Source organism: Serratia sp. CY71090, from assembly GCF_052166845.1.
In the GTDB taxonomy this organism is placed as follows: Bacteria; Pseudomonadota; Gammaproteobacteria; order Enterobacterales; family Enterobacteriaceae; genus Serratia; species Serratia nematodiphila.
In genome coordinates, this window is the sequence record NZ_JBJNOA010000020.1 from 14,272 (window position 1) to 30,593 (window position 16,322).

Genomic DNA, 16,322 nt, shown 5'->3' on the forward strand with positions numbered 1-16,322 from the left:
CCGCCAAACCCGGCGGCGGCCGGGGCCGTCTCCCTCTCGATGGCCCCGCCTTATCCCATCCCGGATCGCGCCGGAGATTCTCTTGCGCGACTCCGGGCCCTCTCCGCAGCAACGCGCATATGGCGTATCGCGGCCTGTAAGGGTGTACGGGCAGGTGCCTTGTCGGCTAAAGGGCTGTGGCATAACGGTGCTCGGCACTCACTCAGCGGTGAAACTCATAGGACGCTGTTGCGGCAGAAAAGTGGGGAAAGAGGAAAAAAGAAGGTACAGCGACGAAGAGAGGTTCGAGTAGCCATCCCCGGTGCTGCCAATGGCCCTGGTGTCGGCCGCGGATCTTTTTGCCGCCTGCTCCCTGCTTACGGACAAGAGCAGGCGGTTTATTTTGTGAGACTGGCACCCCCCCCAGGACGCGAATCACACAGTATGTGCGCTAATTAACCACATAAACGGCTAAATGTGAATGTCTTTTGAGTGTTTTTTTTATTTCACATCGAGTATGTTTTGAGTTTGCCAAGGAAAATCAAACTGATATCACCGCAATAACCGAGGCTTCATCTATAATCCAGCACGGGTCCTCACGCAGGTTTTTCAACGCTCGCGGTCAACATCAAAAAAGCCAAGGTTGTCATGAAGAAAACGCCAAATTACATCGATGCAATCAGCGCGTTGCTCACTCTGAAAGGAGTTGGCGACAGAAAACATGCCTCCACGATGGCCAACATACTGAACCTTCAGTACAACAGCGCCAAACAGAAGCTGGATGGCAAAAGGGGCATCACCCTCGATGAAGTCAAAAAGGTTTTCCAGTATTTCAACGAGCCGTTTGCCGGCCAACGGACACATAACGGCGTGTTTATCATGAACAGCATTCACAAGCGCTGCAACATTGAGGTCGACGAGCGCCCGGTCACGCAAGCGGACAACGACGAAACTTACGCCTACAAAAAGGACGATCTTTTCATCATCAACACCAATCGGGAATATGCAGCCGATGCCCCGCTGTATAAAGTCAACAAGATAGACTTTCTGCCGGCCCCGCGCATCGCGATCCTGGATAATGACGGCGATATTCTCGAACTGTTGAAGAAGATCGCCAGCCGCTACGGCATCGAGGCTGAGACCTTTCAGACGGCGGACGCCATGCTGGCCGCGCTGGAGCAGCAGTCCTTTGAGGCGTTTATTTTGGACTGGCTGTTGGACTTCGGCGAGACTTCCGAACGCGTGGTGAAGAAAATTAAAGACGCCCTCGATCCGCACGCCCGCATCATCATTCTGACCGGCCAGCTGAATCACTACGAGAAAAACATCGGCGACATGATCCTGCACTATGACGTGCACCTGGTGGAAAAACCGACCAAGCCGCTGATTATCTCTTCGCTATTGCTGTCGAACCTATTCTTTAATTAGTTTGACCGGAATGCGGATCAAAAACGATGAGCCAACCCCTTCGACGGATTTGACCTTGATGGTGCCTTTCATCGTCGTGACGTAATTTTTGATAATGGTCAGCCCCAGCCCTAATCCCTGCCGCGTTTCCCTTTCCACCCCCTGATTGAACGCCTTATATAACCGATCCAGATTATCGACGTTAAACCCGATGCCGGTGTCTTTTACCCGCAAATACAGATTGCCGTGACACACCTTCACATTGAGGGCGATCGCGCCGTGGTGGGTAAACTTATCCGCGTTGCTGAGCAGGTTGGCCAATATTCGGTAGAGCTTGTATTTATCAGAACCAATCAGGCCGGCATAAGACGAATGGTGGATCACGAGGCGATTGCCTCGCCCGGCGCCGATGCCGGTTACGGCATCGTCCACCACCTCATTCAGCCGGAAGGTGGAAATATTGATTTTAACTTCTCCCATCTCAAGCCGAGAATAATCCATCACCTCGCGCGTTTGTTCGGCGATCTTGTTACCGTGATAGGAGATCAGGCGGGCTTCTTTTTTCAATTCTTCCTGCGCCAGCTCATGTTCCATGATATCCGCGGCAATGACGATGGCCTGGGTCGAGCCGGCGATCTCGTGGTAGATGGAAGAGATAAAGATGTTCTTGTTCTTGATGATCTCTTTCAACGAGAAGGCGTTTCTCAACACCAGGAACATCATCAGGAACACTAAAATCAGCGAAAAGAGGGCGAACATCTCGGCTTTACTCGAGTTGTCCTGGATGATGCCTTTCACTTCGGTAAAGTTTTTAATCTGTATCCGATAAATAATTTCCTGGATATCGACCAGCGTACCCTCGATATCATCCATATAAGAGAGAATGTCCGCCTTGTTTTTCAGCCCCACCAGCAAGCCGGCAGAAAGATCGTCCAACGTGCGGTACTGCTGCTTCAGCAGCGCAACATTTTTGATGAACTCGTCGTCGTAATAAAAAGAGTCGCTGAAGGTCGAACGGCTCTCCAGGATCTGAATCTTCGAGTAGAAGATTTTCTTTTTGATCTGGAAGGCGCCGTAGTCATTGTTTTCACTGAGCAACAGTGCGGTTTTGGTCCTTTCAAAGGCCAGAAACAGGATCTCGGCCACCGAGTAGTTGTCCAGATTGGGCTCAATCTGCTTATAGCGCTCTTTTACGCCGCCGAAGTTAATGGCAATCAACAAAATCAATAAGGAGAAGATGGCAACCAACGCGATAAGAGTACCGATCAGTTTTTTGCTCATCTTATTTCAGCTCCAACCGTTTCACTTGCCAGACGGTTTTCGCATTCACATCCAGGTTATTCAGTTCGGCATAGCCATCGCGCGGATAAATAATGGCGAACGGCCCCAGCTCACCAACGTCGATCGGCTTGCCGCCGCGCTGGTAGGCGACGATCACACGGTATTTAATCATCTCGTCAATCGGCATCGAATAGGAGTAATCATCCCAGGCGAAAGCGCGCACCGACTGGCCTTTCAGGTGGTAGGCTTTCACTAACTCTGCAAACTCAACGCCGGTGAACGTATCTTCCGGAGTGAAATTGGTCGAGGTTTTAATCGTGTACTGCGGCATCGCCTCCAGCATCTGCCTGGTTATCTTGATCTTCTCACCATCGAGCGGTTTCAGGTAAAAATAGTCAACGGCCGCATACAGCGGTGCGCTGAACAGCGAAAGCAGCAGTAACGTCATCAATCCTTTGATTGTCATTATTCACCCTCTTTGCGTTTCACCAGTTCGGCCTGGCCGAACTCATCCTGCCCGACCACGCCCCAGCCGTGATGTTGATAAAAGCCTTCGGCTTTGGAGCCCGGATCGGTGGTTAAGTGGATCGCTTCGGCGCCGCGCTCAAACATCCAGGCGGTGACTCGCGCCAACAAGGCGGAGCCGATCCCCTTCGACTGGTATTCCGGCTTCACGAACAGGCCGCCGATCAGCGGTTCAGGGATGAATAACCCGAAGCCAACGCCGGCATAGTCGTCGCCATGCTTGCAGATCCAGCCGCCGCCCTGGTTGATGTCCTCCAGCGCCTGCCTGCGCTGCAGATACTGGATTTGATGCGGATGCAGCAGGTTTTCTTCAACGGAAAAGCGGATCTCATACAGGTAAGGCAGGTGTTGCGCCGTCAATTTTTCGAAGGTAATGAGGCTGTCCATGTTCGCACTGTCCTTGGTTGTCTTGGTAAAAGCGCCGGTCAATTTCTGCTGTAACCATAGTAGCAAAGTTTGCTCTGCCCCGGCATGAGGCGAAAAAAAACCGCCCCCGAGGGAGCGGTTTATCTGGCAATGGGCCCGGCATGCCGGGCCCGCGGCGCGGATGACGATTACTCGTCGTCGCTGCCGCCCAGGCCTGCGTTGAGCAGCTCGGCCAGGTTAGCCGTCGCTTCTTCCGCGCTGACTTGCGGAACAACCGGCGCTTCACCCTGAGCACGGCGACGCATGCGATCCTGATGATAAGCGTAACCGGTACCGGCTGGGATCAGACGGCCCACGATGACGTTCTCTTTCAGGCCACGCAGTTCATCACGCTTGCCGGCTACGGCAGCTTCGGTCAGAACGCGCGTCGTTTCCTGGAACGATGCGGCGGAGATGAAGGACTCGGTCGCCAAGGATGCCTTGGTGATACCCAGCAGATCGCGCGAGAAGGTTGCCGGGATCTTACCTTCAGCTTCCAGCTGACGGTTGGCAATCTTGACGCGAGACACTTCAGCCTGCTCGCCTTCCAGGAACTCGGAGCCACCAGCGCTAACGATGGTGCCTTTACGCAGCATCTGACGAACGATAACTTCGATGTGCTTATCGTTAATCTTAACGCCTTGCAGACGGTAAACTTCCTGCACTTCGTTGGTGATGTAGCGGGTAACCGCATGCACGCCACGCAGACGCAGAATGTCGTGCGGAGACTCTGGGCCGTCGGAAACGACGTCGCCACGTTCCACCACTTCGCCTTCGAACACGTTGAGCTGACGCCATTTCGGAATCATCTCTTCGTAAGCGTCGCTGCCGTCCAGCGGAGAGATCACCAGGCGACGTTTGCCTTTGGTCTCTTTACCGAACGAGATAATCCCGCTGATTTCAGCCAGGATTGCCGGCTCTTTCGGACGACGCGCTTCGAACAGGTCGGCAACGCGCGGCAGACCACCGGTAATATCCTTGGTACCGCCGGATTCCTGAGGAATACGCGCCAGGGTATCACCCGCACCGATCTGAATGCCGTCTTCCAGCTGAACGATCGCTTTGCCCGGCAGGAAGTATTGAGCAGGCATATCAGTACCTGGGATCAATACGTCTTCGCCCTGAGCGTCAACGATTTTCAGTGCCGGACGCAGGTCTTTACCGCTACCGGTACGCTCTGCGCTGTCCAGAACAACCAGAGAAGACAAACCGGTCAGTTCGTCGGTCTGACGAGTAATCGTCTGGCCGTCGACCATGTCCGCGAAGCGAATGAAGCCGCTGACTTCACTGATGACCGGCATGGTGTGCGGATCCCAGTTAGCGACGGTTTCGCCGCCGTTAACTTCTTCACCGTCGCCTTTGCCCATCACGGCGCCGTAAGGCACCTTGTAGCTTTCTTTGGTACGGCCGAATTCGTCGATCAGTTTCAGTTCGGTGTTACGCGAGGTGATCACCAGCTTGCCTGCGGCGTTCATAACGAACTTCGCGTTGCTCAGCTTGATGCTACCCTTGTTTTTCACCTGAATGCTGGATTCAGCAGCCGCACGAGATGCCGCACCACCGATGTGGAACGTACGCATCGTCAGCTGTGTACCCGGCTCACCGATGGACTGTGCCGCGATAACGCCGATGGCTTCGCCTTTGTTGATGATGTGGCCACGTGCCAGGTCGCGACCATAGCAGTTAGCACACACACCGAAGTCGGTTTCACAGCTCACCACGGAACGGACTTTAACGCTGTCGACAGAGTTCTCTTCCAACAGGTCACACGCCTTCTCGTTCAGCAGGGTGTTGCGCGGCACCAGAATGTCCGCCGTACCCGGCTTGAGGACGTCTTCTGCCGTCACACGGCCCAGAACGCGTTCACGCAGCGGCTCTTTCACGTCGCCACCTTCGATAACCGGGGTCATCAGGATGCCGTCGTGGGTGCCACAGTCGTCTTCGGTCACCACCAGGTCCTGCGCCACGTCAACCAGACGACGGGTCAGATAACCGGAGTTCGCGGTTTTCAGTGCGGTATCCGCCAGACCTTTACGAGCACCGTGGGTGGAGATGAAGTACTGGAGTACGTTCAGACCTTCACGGAAGTTCGCGGTGATTGGCGTTTCGATGATGGAGCCGTCCGGCTTCGCCATCAGGCCACGCATACCGGCCAGCTGACGAATCTGAGCGGCGGAACCACGCGCACCGGAGTCGGCCATCATAAAGATGCTGTTGAAGGAAACTTGCTGTTCCACTTCGCCGTCACGGTTAACCACGTCTTCTACCGACAGGTTTTCCATCATCGCTTTCGCAACGCGTTCGTTCGCTGCAGCCCAGATATCGATCACTTTGTTGTAGCGTTCGCCGGCGGTAACCAGACCAGACTGGAACTGCTCCTGGATCTCGGCAACTTCGGTTTCCGCTTCTTCGATGATCTCCGCTTTCTTGGCCGGGATAACCATGTCGTCGATACCTACGGAAGCGCCGGAACGGGCTGCGTAAGCAAAACCGGTGTACATGATCTGGTCAGCAAAGATTACGGTCGGCTTCAGGCCCAGGATGCGGTAACAGGTGTTCAGCATCTTGGAGATCGCTTTCTTGCCCAAAGGCTGGTTAACGATCGCGTACGGCAGACCTTTCGGTACGATCATCCACAGGATGGCGCGGCCGATGGTGGTGTCGATGATGCTGGTCTGAGAAGTCCATTCGCCTTCGGCGTTCTTGACGTCTTCGGTGATACGCACTTTAACGCGCGCATGCAGAGACGCCAGGCCGGCGCGGTAAACGCGCTCAGCTTCTTTGGAACCGTTCAGCACCATGCCTTCGCCCTTGGCGTTAACACAGTCGCGGGTCATGTAGTACAGACCCAGTACAACGTCCTGAGAAGGAACGATGATTGGCTCGCCGTTCGCTGGGGACAGGATGTTGTTGGTGGACATCATCAACGCACGCGCTTCCAGCTGGGCTTCCAGCGTCAGCGGTACGTGAACGGCCATCTGGTCACCATCGAAGTCGGCGTTATAGGCCGCACAAACCAGCGGGTGCAGCTGGATCGCTTTACCTTCGATCAGAACCGGTTCAAACGCCTGGATCCCCAAACGGTGCAGGGTTGGTGCACGGTTCAGCAGTACCGGGTGTTCGCGGATCACTTCGTCCAGGATATCCCAAACGACGGCTTCTTCACGCTCAACCATTTTCTTGGCGGCTTTGATGGTGGTGGCCAGGCCACGCAGCTCCAACTTGCCGTAGATGAACGGTTTGAACAGCTCCAGCGCCATCTTTTTAGGCAGACCGCACTGATGCAGGCGCAGGTATGGACCTACGGTGATTACGGAACGGCCGGAGTAGTCGACGCGTTTACCGAGCAGGTTCTGACGGAAACGACCCTGCTTACCTTTGATCATGTCGGCCAAAGATTTCAGAGGACGTTTGTTGGAACCGGTGATCGCACGACCGCGACGGCCGTTATCCAGCAGGGCGTCTACCGCTTCTTGCAGCATACGCTTTTCGTTGCGCACGATGATGTCCGGCGCAGCCAGATCCAGCAGGCGTTTCAGACGGTTGTTACGGTTGATCACGCGGCGATACAGATCGTTCAGATCCGAGGTCGCGAAACGGCCGCCATCCAGCGGAACCAGCGGACGCAGATCCGGCGGCAGTACCGGCAGCACGGTCAGGATCATCCACTCCGGCTTGTTACCGGACTGTACGAACGCTTCCAGCAGCTTGATACGCTTGGTCAGCTTCTTGCGCTTGGTTTCGGAGTTGGTTTCGTTCAGCTCTTCACGCAGCTGCTCGCACTCGGCTTCCAGATCCATGTTTTTCAACAGGGCCTGAATGGCTTCCGCACCCATCTTGGCGTCGAATTCGTCACCGAACTCTTCCAGCGCGTCCAGATACTGCTCTTCAGTCAGGATCTGACGACGCTCGAGGTTGGTCATACCGCCTTCGACCACCACATAGGATTCGAAGTACAGTACGCGTTCGATGTCACGCAGCGGCATATCCAGCAGCAAACCGATGCGGGATGGCAGCGATTTCAGGAACCAGATGTGCGCAGTCGGGGAAGCCAGCTCGATGTGGCCCATGCGCTCACGGCGCACTTTAGTCTGGGTCACTTCAACGCCGCACTTCTCACAGATCACGCCGCGGTGTTTCAAGCGCTTGTACTTACCGCACAGGCACTCGTAATCTTTTACCGGCCCGAAGATACGGGCGCAGAAAAGGCCGTCACGCTCAGGTTTGAACGTACGGTAGTTAATGGTTTCCGGCTTCTTAACTTCACCGAACGACCACGAACGGATCATGTCTGGCGAGGCCAGAGCAATCTTGATCGCATCAAACTCTTCGGTCTTAGTTTGCGCTTTCAGAAACTTCAATAAGTCTTTCACGGATTGGCTCCTGTCGGAGTTAAACCTGTTGGGTACCCACAACCGCAGTAGGTACCCGTGTGACCTGAACAACCACCCTCAGGCTCCCTTAGGCGGGGAGCCTGAGCCGGAATGACGATTACTCGTCTTCCAGTTCGATGTTGATGCCGAGCGAGCGGATTTCTTTCAACAGTACGTTGAAGGATTCCGGCATGCCTGGCTCCATCCGGTGATCGCCATCCACGATGTTTTTGTACATCTTGGTACGGCCGTTAACGTCATCCGACTTAACGGTGAGCATTTCCTGCAGGGTATAAGCCGCGCCGTATGCTTCCAGTGCCCACACTTCCATCTCACCGAAGCGTTGACCACCGAACTGCGCTTTACCACCCAGAGGTTGCTGAGTAACCAAGCTGTAAGAACCGGTTGAACGGGCGTGCATTTTATCGTCAACCAAGTGGTTCAGTTTCAGCATGTACATATAGCCGACAGTAACCTGGCGCTCGAATTGCTCACCGGTACGGCCATCGAACAGCGTGATCTGACCGGAGGTCGGGATACCACCCATTTCCAGCAGCTTCTTGATTTCAGTCTCTTTCGCACCGTCAAACACCGGCGTTGCGATCGGCATACCTTTTTTCAGGTTCTCTGCCAGACGCAGCACTTCGTCGTCGCTGAAGGTGTTCAGGTCAACTTTCTGGCAAACGTCGTCGCCCAGATCGTAGGCCTTCTGGATGAACTCACGCAGCTTGGCCACTTCCTGCTGCTGCTTCAGCATCTGGTTGATCTTCTCACCGATGCCTTTCGCAGCCATACCCAGGTGGGTTTCCAGGATCTGACCGATGTTCATACGTGATGGTACGCCCAGCGGGTTCAGTACGATGTCTACCGGCGTGCCGTTTTCATCGTAAGGCATATCTTCGATCGGGTTGATCTTGGAGATAACACCCTTGTTACCGTGGCGGCCCGCCATCTTGTCACCCGGTTGGATCTGACGTTTAACGGCCAGATAAACCTTGACGATTTTCAGCACGCCCGGCGCCAGATCGTCGCCCTGAGTGATCTTACGACGCTTGGCTTCCAGCTTCTTCTCGAAGTCGGATTTCAGTTCGTCGTACTGCTCAGCCAGCTGCTCCAGCTGGTTTTGCTTCTCTTCGTCGGTCAGGCCCAGTTCCAGCCAGCGATCGCGCGGCAGTTTGCTCAGCTTGTCGGCTTCGATGCCACCCGCAACCAGCACCGCGTGGATACGTGCGAACAGGCCGGCTTCCAGGATCTGCAGTTCTTCAGTCAGGTCTTTCTTCGCCTGCTTCAGCTGCATCTCTTCGATTTCCAACGCGCGCTTGTCTTTTTCCACGCCATCGCGGGTGAAGACCTGTACGTCGATAACCGTACCGGAAACGCCGTTCGGCACACGCAGAGAAGAGTCTTTAACGTCAGACGCTTTCTCACCGAAGATCGCACGCAGCAGTTTCTCTTCCGGCGTCAGCTGGGTTTCGCCTTTAGGAGTTACCTTACCGACCAGAATGTCGCCGCCGGTCACTTCAGCACCGATATACACGATACCGGATTCATCCAGCTTGGAGAGCGCAGCTTCACCCACGTTAGGGATGTCGGCGGTGATCTCTTCAGGCCCCAGCTTGGTGTCGCGAGACACGCACGCCAGTTCCTGGATGTGGATGGTGGTGAAGCGATCTTCCTGCACCACGCGCTCGGAGACCAAGATGGAGTCTTCGAAGTTGTAGCCGTTCCAAGGCATGAACGCTACGCGCATGTTCTGGCCCAGTGCCAGTTCGCCCAGGTCTGTCGATGGGCCATCCGCCAGCACGTCGCCGCGCTCGATTGGCTCACCCAGATTCACACACGGCATCTGGTTGATGCAGGTGTTCTGGTTAGAACGGGTGTACTTGGTCAGGTTGTAAATATCGATACCTGCTTCGCCCGGGTACATCTCGTCTTCGTTAACTTTGATAACGATACGGGAAGCATCCACGTACTGGATCACACCGCCGCGTTTGGCAACGGCGGTTACGCCGGAGTCAACCGCTACAGCGCGTTCCATACCGGTACCGACCAGCGGCTTGTCAGCGCGCAGGGTTGGTACGGCCTGACGTTGCATGTTCGCCCCCATCAATGCACGGTTGGCGTCATCGTGTTCCAGGAATGGAATCAGTGAAGCACCAACGGAAACAACCTGTTGGGTGGATACGTCCATGTAGTCAACCTGGTCGCGGCTGAACAGGCTTGATTCGCCTTTGCTGCGGCAGGTGACCAGGTCTTCTACGAAGCGGCCTTCTTCATCCAGGTTGGAGTTCGCCTGGGCGATAACGAAGTTGCCTTCTTCAATAGCAGACAGGTAGTTGATCTCATCGGTCACCACGCCGTCGCGCACGCGGCGGTACGGGGTTTCCAGGAAGCCATACTCGTTAGTCTGTGCGTACACGGACAGGGAGTTGATCAGACCGATGTTTGGACCTTCCGGCGTTTCGATTGGGCACACGCGGCCGTAGTGGGTCGGGTGTACGTCTCGAACTTCAAAGCCGGCGCGCTCACGGGTCAGACCGCCCGGGCCCAGTGCGGAGATACGACGCTTGTGCGTGATCTCGGACAGCGGGTTGTTCTGGTCCATGAACTGGGACAGCTGGCTGGAGCCGAAGAACTCTTTCACCGCCGCCGAAATCGGCTTGGCGTTGATCATGTCCTGAGGCATCAGGGTATCCAGATCGCCCAGAGACAGACGCTCTTTCACCGCACGCTCAACACGCACCAGACCTACGCGGAACTGGTTCTCGGCCATTTCGCCGACGGAGCGGATACGACGGTTGCCCAAGTGGTCGATATCGTCCACTTCGCCCTTGCCGTTACGGATATCGATGAGCTTCTTCATCACTTCGATGATGTCGTCTTTGCTCAGGATGCCCGAACCTTCGATCTCGTCGCGCAGCAGAGAACGGTTGAACTTCATACGGCCGACCGCGGACAGATCGTAGCGGTCTTCGGAGAAGAACAGGTTCTCGAACAGGCTTTCGGCAGCTTCGCGCGTTGGCGGCTCACCAGGACGCATCATGCGGTAGATCTCTACCAGCGAGCTCAGACGATCGTTGGTCGGATCGACACGCAGCGTTTCAGAGATATACGCGCCGTGATCCAGATCGTTGGTGAACAGCGTTTCGATACGCTTGTGGCCGGACTGGCTCAGCTTGGCCAGCAGATCCAGCGACAGCTCCATGTTGGCTGCGCAGATCAGTTCGCCGGTATTGGTATCGATATAGTCTTTCGCGACCACTTTGCCCGCGATGTACTCTACCGGTACTTCAATGCTCTGAATGTCGTCTTTTTCCAGCTGACGGATATGACGGGCGGTGATACGACGGCCTTTCTCTACGTAGATCTTGCCGTTGGCTTCGATATCGAACGAAGCGGTCTCACCACGCAGGCGCTCAGGCACCAGCTCCATCTGCAGCTTGTTGTCGCGGATTTCGAAGACGATCTTGTCAAAGAACAGGTCGAGGATCTGTTCAGTGGTGTAGTTCAGCGCGCGCAGAATGATGGTCGCAGGCAGTTTGCGGCGACGGTCAATACGCACGAACAGGTTGTCTTTCGGATCGAACTCGAAGTCCAACCATGAACCGCGGTAAGGGATGATACGTGCGTTGTACAGCACTTTACCCGAGGAGTGGGTTTTACCCTTATCGCTGTCGAAGAATACGCCAGGACTACGGTGCAACTGAGATACGATAACCCTCTCAGTACCGTTGATCACAAAGGTGCCGTTTTCGGTCATGAGCGGAATTTCGCCCATGTAGACTTCTTGTTCCTTGATGTCTTTGACCGTACCTTCAGGCGCTTCGCGCTCATAGATAACCAGGCGCAGTTTTACGCGCAGCGGTGCAGAGAACGTCACACCACGGATCTGGCACTCTTTGACGTCGAAGACCGGCTCACCAAGACGGTAGCTAACGTATTGCAGCTCCGAATTGCCACTGTAGCTCTGGATAGGGAAAACAGAACGGAATGCGGCTTCAAGGCCGTACTGCCCTTCTGGATCTTGCTCGATAAACTTCTGGAACGAGTCAAGCTGGATAGAAAGGAGATATGGTATGTCCAGCACTTGTGGACGTTTACCAAAATCCTTACGAATACGTTTTTTCTCGGTATAGGAGTAAACCATAGGGTTCCTCAGCTCGCTGATCAGTGACCCAATCTGTCCGTCCGATTAGGGACAGTTCATGCAACACCGTTTTGTCGACCGGAAAGCGGGAACACTTTCCGCAATGTCTCTTGCTATCACGCTTAAACCATTTCATCGCGCCTTCCCCCAGAACTCCTGGTAGTGCAAAGACCGCGGTATATTAAGTCGTCAATAGAAACAAACATTGGGAGGCGAAACCAGCAGCCAAACAGTGTGAAACGCTACTGGCGCCCTACAGCGCAAAAAGGCTGGTGACTAAAAAGTCACCAGCCATCAGCCTAAAAGACTAGGCTGCAACCGGAAAGGTTGGCTTATTTAACTTCAACTTCTGCGCCAGCTTCTTCCAGAGATTTTTTCAGAGCTTCTGCGTCATCTTTGCTCACGCCTTCTTTCAGAGCGGCTGGAGCAGATTCAACCAGGTCTTTAGCTTCTTTCAGACCCAGGCCGGTAGCGCCACGTACTGCTTTGATAACAGCAACTTTGTTAGCGCCTGCAGCTTTCAGGATAACGTCGAATTCAGTTTTCTCTTCAGCAGCTTCAGCTGGGCCAGCAGCTACAGCTACAGCAGCAGCAGCAGAAACGCCGAATTTTTCTTCCATAGCGGAAACCAGTTCAACAACGTCCATTACGGACATAGCGGCAACTGCTTCCAGGATTTGGTCTTTAGTGATAGACATAACAATTGTTCCTAAAATTCAGAAATAGTTTAAATACGTTAGCAAAGGCTAAGAAAGAGTGGCTTACGCCGCTTCTTTCTGATCGCGTACTGCAGCCAGAGTGCGAACCAGTTTGCCGGCAGCGGCTTCTTTCATGGTTGCCATCAGGCGTGCGATCGCTTCTTCGTAAGTTGGCAGCGTCGCCAGGCGGTCGATTTGCGCCGCTGGGATCAGCTCACCTTCAAAGGCCGCAGCTTTAACCTCGAATTTTGCATTCGCTTTCGCGAACTCTTTGAACAGACGAGCAGCAGCGCCCGGGTGTTCGTGAGAGAATGCAATCAAGGTTGGACCGACAAACGTGTCTTTCAGGCATTCGAATGGAGTGCCTTCAACTACGCGACGCATCAGGGTGTTGCGAACAACACGCATGTAAACGCCAGCTTCACGACCTGCTTTACGCAGTTCAGTCATTTTATCTACGGTAACGCCGCGGGAATCCGCAACAACCGCAGACAGCGCGCCTTTGGCTACTTCGCTGACTTCAGCAACAATCGCTTGTTTGTCTTGAAGATTTAATGCCATTAGCTTTTTGCTCCTGGATTAGCCGGGGAAAATCCCCCGGAACTCACTTCACTCGGCGCTTTGTAAAACGCCACGCCGAGCGGCTTAACACGGTGAGCAGAATCCAGCAAAGACATTCTTTTATAAAAAAGAAAAATTTTCTTAGGCTCTGTCACCGTCTACGCAGGAAGGATTAAGTATCTCGCGATACACCTGCGGTCTTGGACGGAGGCCTGGATAGGCCAGGCTCCAACCGAAAAATCTTTGTTTTGCCTACGGCATAGCCAATAGCAAAACCTTGGGGCATAAGATTCTAGACAAATCTCGGCCCCAAGTCAAAGCGATAATCGCAAGTGCGATTAGTTCGCTGCGGCAGACAGACCGCTCTGATCGATAGCAACGCCAGCACCCATGGTGGTGGAGAGGCTAACTTTCTTGATGTACATACCTTTCGCCTGAGAAGGTTTTGCTTTTTTCAGCGCAACCAGCAGGGCTTCCAGGTTTTCTTTCAGTTTGTCTGCGTCGAAATCAACCTTACCGATGGTGGTATGGATGATGCCGTTTTTGTCGTTACGGTAGCGAACCTGACCTGCTTTAGCGTTTTTCACAGCTTCAGCAACGTTCGGAGTAACGGTACCCACTTTCGGGTTTGGCATCAGGCCACGTGGACCCAGGATCTGGCCCAGTTGACCAACAACGCGCATTGCATCCGGGGAAGCAATAACAACGTCGAAGTTCATTTCGCCTTTCTTGATCTGCTCAGCCAGATCGTCCATACCTACCAGCTCTGCGCCTGCAGCTTTCGCAGCTTCAGCGTTAGCGCCTTGGGTAAATACGGCAACGCGAACGGAACGACCGGTGCCGTGTGGCAGAACGGTAGCGCCACGAACGTTTTGGTCAGATTTACGAGCGTCGATGCCGAGGTTAACGGCAACGTCAACGCTTTCTACGAATTTAGCGGTGGCCAGCTCTTTCAGCAGAGCAACAGCTTCAGTGATGTCATACTGTTTAGTCGCATCAACTTTGTCACGGATCACGCGCATGCGCTTGGTCAGCTTAGCCATCTCTTAATCCTCCACTACCAGGCCCATGGAACGAGCGGTACCTTCGATGGAGCGAGTCATCGCTTCAACGTCAGAACCAGTCATGTCCGCAGCTTTGGTTTCTGCGATTTCACGTACCTGAGCACGGGTCACTTTACCTACTTTGTCTTTGTTCGGCTTACCGGAACCAGACTTGATACCAGCCGCTTTTTTCAGCAGAACTGCTGCCGGCGGGGTTTTGGTAACGAAAGTGAAGGAGCGATCAGAATAAACGGTGATAACAACCGGAATCGGCAGACCTTTTTCAATGCTGTCAGTCTTAGCATTGAACGCCTTACAGAATTCCATGATGTTAACGCCCTGCTGACCCAGAGCTGGACCCACTGGTGGGCTCGGGTTAGCCATACCAGCTGCAACTTGCAGCTTAACGTAGGCTTGTACTTTCTTAGCCATTTAAATTTCCTCGGTTTGGGTAGTATCGCCTCGTGAGAGGCTCCCCGTGTTTAACCTCGCCGGACAAACATCAGGCAAGGCATCTAAAAACAAAAGGCGCGAAATTGTAGTTCAATTTCGCGCCTTTGACAAGCGGCAACAGGCCGCTTACTGCTGATTATTCGATCAGCCTTTTTCAACCTGGCTGAAGTCCAGTTCCACCGGCGTTGCACGGCCGAAGATGGAAACGGAAACTTTCAGGCGGCTCTTCTCGTAATCGACTTCTTCGACCACGCCGTTGAAATCGGCAAACGGGCCGTCGTTGACGCGCACCAGCTCGCCCGGCTCGAACAGCGTTTTCGGACGCGGCTTGTCACCGACCTGCTGCAGGCGGTTCATGATCGCATCAACTTCTTTATCGCTGATCGGCGCTGGACGGTCAGACGTTCCGCCGATGAACCCCATGACGCGCGGTACGCTGCGCACCAAGTGCCAGCTGGCGTCATTCATCACCATCTGCACCAGCACATAGCCAGGGAAGAACTTACGCTCGCTCTTGCGACGCTGGCCGCCACGGATTTCAACCACTTCTTCCGTAGGCACCATCACTTCGCCGAACAGCTCTTCCATATCGTGCAGTTTGATGTGTTCACGCAGCGATTGCGCTACGCGACCTTCAAAACCGGAAAACGCCTGAACGACGTACCAACGTTTTTTTGGAGCTTCAGACATTTTAGAACCTCAGGCCAGTAATAAACGACACCAGACGGACCAGAATACCATCCAGTCCCCACAGAATCAGTGACATCACGGCGGTTACCGCGGCAACGATCAACGTGGTGTGTAGCGTTTCCTGACGAGTTGGCCAAATCACTTTACGTACTTCGGTACGCGCTTCACGGGCAAACGCAACGGTGGCTTTGCCTTTGGTGGTCATCAGAGCCACTGCACCTGCAACGGCGATGATCAGCACAACTGCCAGCGCGCGCAATGGCAGGCTTAAATCACGGTAGTAATAGTTACCGACAATAGCCACAACCAACAGAACGGCGACGATCAGCCACTTTGCCGCTTCCAGGCCGCGTCCGCTCCCTTGAGCCTCGGTATTCGCACTCATAAACCAACCTGTCACAATGATGATTCATAACAAACAACTTTGCCTCGCATTGCGAGGCAAACCAAACCGATCGGATAGCGCATTAGCGATATCCCGGTGTTTTACGCCATGACGTATTTCAGTCAATACGGTTTAAGAGCCCATCTCACCAATGATTATGACTGCAAAATCGCTGATGAGATAGGTTCTAGTTCACAGCGTAGAAAAAGGGCATCAAATGATGCCCTTTTACCGCGTGTCGCGTCAAACTTTATCAGCGATTAAGCGATAACTTTAGCAACAACACCAGCGCCTACAGTACGGCCGCCTTCACGGATTGCGAAACGCAGACCGTCGTCCATCGCGATTGGGTGAATCAGGGTAACTTTCATGTTC

At 54.1% G+C, this 16,322-nt stretch carries 12 protein-coding genes and 1 pseudogene; 1 reads left to right on the forward strand and 12 read right to left on the reverse strand.

The window, feature by feature from the left end:
• Positions 1-627: 627 nt before the first annotated feature.
• Positions 628-1,407, forward strand: coding sequence for a helix-turn-helix domain-containing protein (locus ACJ8OK_RS23810; RefSeq protein ID WP_033631531.1), 780 nt, complete (start codon positions 628-630; stop codon positions 1,405-1,407).
• Here ACJ8OK_RS23810 and ACJ8OK_RS23815 read toward each other — a convergent pair.
• From ACJ8OK_RS23815 to ACJ8OK_RS23870, 12 genes and pseudogenes are all read right to left on the reverse strand, one after another.
• Positions 1,393-2,667 carry a sensor histidine kinase gene (locus ACJ8OK_RS23815; RefSeq protein ID WP_033631530.1) on the reverse strand — a complete coding sequence of 425 codons (1,275 nt, stop codon included), beginning with the start codon at positions 2,665-2,667 and terminating at the stop codon, positions 1,393-1,395. The genes ACJ8OK_RS23810 and ACJ8OK_RS23815 overlap by 15 nt on opposite strands.
• A gap of 1 nt (position 2,668) precedes the next feature.
• A complete protein-coding gene (locus ACJ8OK_RS23820; RefSeq protein WP_033631529.1) occupies positions 2,669-3,133 on the reverse strand; it encodes an oxidoreductase in 465 nt (154 codons plus the stop codon).
• On the reverse strand, positions 3,133-3,579 hold the full coding sequence (locus ACJ8OK_RS23825; RefSeq protein ID WP_442531153.1) for a GNAT family N-acetyltransferase: 447 nt from the start codon (positions 3,577-3,579) through the stop codon (positions 3,133-3,135). The genes ACJ8OK_RS23820 and ACJ8OK_RS23825 overlap by 1 nt, the downstream gene beginning before the upstream one ends.
• Before the next feature lie 167 nt (positions 3,580-3,746).
• On the reverse strand, positions 3,747-7,970 hold the full coding sequence (gene rpoC / locus ACJ8OK_RS23830) for a DNA-directed RNA polymerase subunit beta' (protein ID WP_021505232.1): 4,224 nt from the start codon (positions 7,968-7,970) through the stop codon (positions 3,747-3,749).
• A gap of 118 nt (positions 7,971-8,088) precedes the next feature.
• Positions 8,089-12,117: a DNA-directed RNA polymerase subunit beta gene (gene rpoB, locus ACJ8OK_RS23835; protein WP_004929900.1), complete on the reverse strand. Its 4,029-nt coding sequence runs from the start codon at positions 12,115-12,117 to the stop codon at positions 8,089-8,091.
• A 332-nt stretch (positions 12,118-12,449) separates the two neighbouring features.
• Entirely contained in the window at positions 12,450-12,815 is a 366-nt protein-coding gene (gene rplL, locus ACJ8OK_RS23840) for a 50S ribosomal protein L7/L12 (RefSeq protein ID WP_004929903.1), read from the reverse strand.
• A gap of 63 nt (positions 12,816-12,878) precedes the next feature.
• Entirely contained in the window at positions 12,879-13,376 is a 498-nt protein-coding gene (gene rplJ, locus ACJ8OK_RS23845) for a 50S ribosomal protein L10 (RefSeq protein WP_004929905.1), read from the reverse strand.
• A 338-nt stretch (positions 13,377-13,714) separates the two neighbouring features.
• On the reverse strand, positions 13,715-14,419 hold the full coding sequence (rplA, locus tag ACJ8OK_RS23850) for a 50S ribosomal protein L1 (RefSeq protein ID WP_004929908.1): 705 nt from the start codon (positions 14,417-14,419) through the stop codon (positions 13,715-13,717).
• A gap of 3 nt (positions 14,420-14,422) precedes the next feature.
• A complete protein-coding gene (gene rplK, locus ACJ8OK_RS23855) occupies positions 14,423-14,851 on the reverse strand; it encodes a 50S ribosomal protein L11 (protein WP_004929911.1) in 429 nt (142 codons plus the stop codon).
• Positions 14,852-15,016: 165 nt separating this feature from the next.
• Complete coding sequence (gene nusG / locus ACJ8OK_RS23860) at positions 15,017-15,562, reverse strand: transcription termination/antitermination protein NusG (protein ID WP_004929914.1); 546 nt, start codon at positions 15,560-15,562, stop codon at positions 15,017-15,019.
• A 1-nt stretch (position 15,563) separates the two neighbouring features.
• A complete protein-coding gene (secE, locus tag ACJ8OK_RS23865) occupies positions 15,564-15,947 on the reverse strand; it encodes a preprotein translocase subunit SecE (RefSeq protein ID WP_004929916.1) in 384 nt (127 codons plus the stop codon).
• 260 nt (positions 15,948-16,207) lie between these two features.
• A pseudogene (locus ACJ8OK_RS23870) lies at positions 16,208-16,322 on the reverse strand (EF-Tu/IF-2/RF-3 family GTPase); the annotation flags it as partial.